Origin of the sequence: Draconibacterium sp., assembly GCF_041583095.1 — a bacterium.
Lineage (GTDB): Bacteria > Bacteroidota > Bacteroidia > Bacteroidales > Prolixibacteraceae > Draconibacterium.
Genome location: NZ_JBFHGM010000412.1, coordinates 1 through 2,931, shown reverse-complemented (window position 1 = coordinate 2,931; position 2,931 = coordinate 1). Strand labels below are relative to the sequence as shown.

5 protein-coding genes are annotated in these 2,931 nt (G+C 39.3%); 3 read left to right on the top strand and 2 right to left on the bottom strand.

The window, feature by feature from the left end; translation table 11 throughout:
- Nucleotides 1–101 (bottom strand): thioredoxin family protein (locus ABZB17_RS21950; protein WP_372653713.1); only part of this gene is annotated, 101 nt, incomplete at its 3' end.
- Between the two features lie 60 nt (nucleotides 102–161).
- Nucleotides 162–461, bottom strand: coding sequence for an ArsR/SmtB family transcription factor (locus tag ABZB17_RS21945; RefSeq protein ID WP_372653710.1), 300 nt, complete (start codon nucleotides 459–461; stop codon nucleotides 162–164).
- 174 nt (nucleotides 462–635) lie between these two features.
- On the opposite strand from ABZB17_RS21945, the gene ABZB17_RS21940 reads away from it, so the two are divergent.
- The 3 genes from ABZB17_RS21940 to ABZB17_RS21930 all read left to right on the top strand — a co-directional run bounded on the left by ABZB17_RS21940 (nucleotide 636) and on the right by ABZB17_RS21930 (nucleotide 2,757).
- Nucleotides 636–1,121 (top strand): glutathione peroxidase, encoded by a 486-nt coding sequence (locus ABZB17_RS21940; RefSeq protein WP_372653707.1) that lies wholly within the window; start codon nucleotides 636–638, stop codon nucleotides 1,119–1,121.
- 97 nt (nucleotides 1,122–1,218) lie between these two features.
- Entirely contained in the window at nucleotides 1,219–1,662 is a 444-nt protein-coding gene (locus ABZB17_RS21935; RefSeq protein ID WP_372653704.1) for a MarR family winged helix-turn-helix transcriptional regulator, read from the top strand.
- Nucleotides 1,663–1,761: 99 nt separating this feature from the next.
- Entirely contained in the window at nucleotides 1,762–2,757 is a 996-nt protein-coding gene (locus ABZB17_RS21930) for an FAD:protein FMN transferase (protein WP_372653701.1), read from the top strand.
- Nucleotides 2,758–2,931 lie beyond the last annotated feature (174 nt).

Sequence of the window (2,931 nt, the reverse complement as noted above, 5' to 3'; positions counted from 1 at the left end):
TCGATCGATGCTTCAATGCCCAGTTCACTTACGGCGTTTCTTGTCTTTTCTTCCAGCTTTTTGCACTTTGCACAGCCGGTTCCTAAAACTTTTATCTCCATCTTCTCTTTGTTTTTTTTGATTTATTGTTCGCTGATATACGAAAGATTCGCTTAAAATCTCTAATCTATTTTCAGAAATTCTTTGAATAACTCCTGCGCTTCTTCCCAGTTCTCTTTGTTCACACAATATTTAATTCGCGGAGCTTCAATCTCTCCCTGTATCAATCCTGCATCCTTTAATTCTTTTAAATGTTGCGACAAAGTTGACTTTGCGATTGGCAGCTCGTCACTTAAATCGCCACTGTAGCAACAACTTTGTTTACCCAGCAATTGCAACACATACACACGCACCGGATGACCCAGCGCCTTTGCATAACGGGCTATTTTTTGTTGCTGATCTGTAATGATTTTTACTTCCATTAATTTTTACCTTGTTCGTTGTTCGCAAAAGTACGAACAGTTTTTCGAAATATGAATTTATCCTTTCCTTTTATTCGTATTTATTTTATATCGCATACGACATATTAAAAATATACCTATATTTGTATCGCGTACGACTTTTTCACAAAAGACAAATTAGAAAACAATTAAACAATGGAAAATAATTTTTATCAATTTAAAGCTACAAATTTACAGGGCAAAGAAGTTGCTATGGACAGCTACAAAGGGAAAACCGTTTTAGTAGTAAACACAGCCAGCAAATGTGGATTAACACCACAGTTTGAGGGGCTGGAAAAACTGTACAAAGATTACAAAGAGAAAGGATTAGTGATTCTTGGATTTCCGTGCAACCAGTTTGCCAACCAGGAACCCGGCGACGAAAAATCAATTGCCGAAGGTTGCCTGCTAAACTACGGAGTAACCTTTCCGATGTTCTCGAAAATAGATGTAAACGGCGACGATACCCACCCTATTTACAAATACCTAAAAAAAGAATTGGGAGGAATTTTGGGAAGTAAGATCAAATGGAACTTTACGAAATTTTTGATCGATGCCAACGGTAATCCAGTAAAACGGTTTGCGCCAACAACAAAACCCGAAAAACTGGAAGGCCACATTGCCAAACTTTTACAGAACTAAATTTTTATACTAAACGAAGATTAATCGAAGTAAATGAAGCCGCTGATGACACACTTCAGCGACTTCCTTTTTTATCTTTGCACTAAAAATAATGATTATGGAATTCGAACAGTTAAAACTCAGTAATCAGCTTTGTTTCCCAGTTTATGCGGCCTCGCGCCTTATAACACGTGCTTATCAGCCAATGCTCGACGAGCTGGGAATTACTTACCCGCAATACCTGGTTTTAATGGTGCTTTGGGAACACGATTCCATGCCGGTAAATACAATTGCCAAAAAACTGATTCTGAATACCAACACCATCACTCCGCTTTTAAAAAGGATGGAAACGCAGGGAATTGTAAAACGCACCCGATCAGACGAGGATGAACGAAAAGTAACAGTTAGCCTCACCGACATAGGATTACATTTGCGCACTCTGGCAGCCGAAATACCGGAAAAACTGGTTGCTCAACTTGATACCGATAAAATATCGGAGGAAGAACTGATCGACCTCCGCGAAAAACTTAACCGTCTGATTGATTTAATGACTGAAAGATAATTGAAGGGTTACATTAAAACTTCCCTGGTATTTCATCCCTGAGGCACTGCCCCTTGCGCATAATTTTCCTAAATTCGCAGCAAATTCAACTATGTGAAAATGAATCAGCGAATACTTCTCCTTATAGGGTTAATCCTTATTTTTCAGGCCTGCAATACCGGCACAACAAAATACATTGCCAATAACGGAACCATTTACGGCACATATTACAGCATTAAATATGAAAGCCCCAACGGCGATGACCTGCAAACGAATATTGATGAGGAGCTGCAACGTTTGTCGCGCATTTTTTCGCATTACGACAAAGAGGCAACCATCTCAAAAGTAAATAACAACACTCCTGTTGAGCTTGAACCGGAATTTGTTACCTGCTTTTTGCGTGCTGAAGAAATTTCAAAGATTACCAATGGTGCTTTTGACATTACCGCAGGTCCGCTTATTAGCGCATGGGGATTTGGCCCTGAAGACCGGCAAAAAATGACAAATGAAAAGGTGGATTCGCTAAAACAAATTTGTGGATATGAAAAGATCAAGCTGGAAAATGGCAGGATCCTAAAGGAAAATCCGCACATGACCATAAATATGAGCGCCATTGCCAAAGGTTACACCTGCGATTTGATTGGTGAGTTTCTGCAAAAAAAAGGTTGTCTGAACTACATGGTTGATATTGGTGGCGAAGTTGTAGCCAAAGGTGTAAACGATAAAAATAAAGTGTGGACTATCGGGATTCGCAAGCCTATTGAAAATCCTTTTGAAAATGAATTAAGTGCAGCTTTAATGCTTAATAACCGATCAATGGCAACATCAGGAAACTACCTGAACTTTTATGAAGAAGACGGTAAAAAATATGCCCACACCATCGACCCAATTTCAGGATACCCGGTACAGCACAGTTTGTTAAGTGCCTCAGTAGTTGCCAACGATTGTATGACTGCCGATGCCTTTGCCACCGCTTTTATGGTTTTGGGAAAAGATGCAGGGATTGAAATTGCACGACTGGTGCCGGGAATGGAAATCTATTTTATTTATGCCGACGACAATGGTGAGAACCAGGTTTACATGTCGGAAGGTTTTGGCGAAATGTTACGAAAATAAAAGTCACAATATTTACCATATTTTTTGAAACTCTCAAACAAAAATGTGAGATCGATTAAATTCGAACTTTTTCCTGCCGGAGGCTTTCATCTTTGCCTTGAAGCAAAGACGAAACAGAAAGTTCAACGCTCCTTTTAATCTTCACCCTCCATTTTCATAAAACTTAAGTTCGGA

Bases quoted from the DNA above. Each gene is read 5' to 3' on its own strand.
- ABZB17_RS21940 (WP_372653707.1), top strand. From the start codon at position 636: ATGGAAAATAATTTTTATCAATTTAAAGCTACAAATTTACAGGGCAAA.
- ABZB17_RS21945 (WP_372653710.1), bottom strand. From the start codon at position 461: ATGGAAGTAAAAATCATTACAGATCAGCAACAAAAAATAGCCCGTTAT.
- ABZB17_RS21930 (WP_372653701.1), top strand. From the start codon at position 1,762: ATGAATCAGCGAATACTTCTCCTTATAGGGTTAATCCTTATTTTTCAG.
- ABZB17_RS21935 (WP_372653704.1), top strand. From the start codon at position 1,219: ATGGAATTCGAACAGTTAAAACTCAGTAATCAGCTTTGTTTCCCAGTT.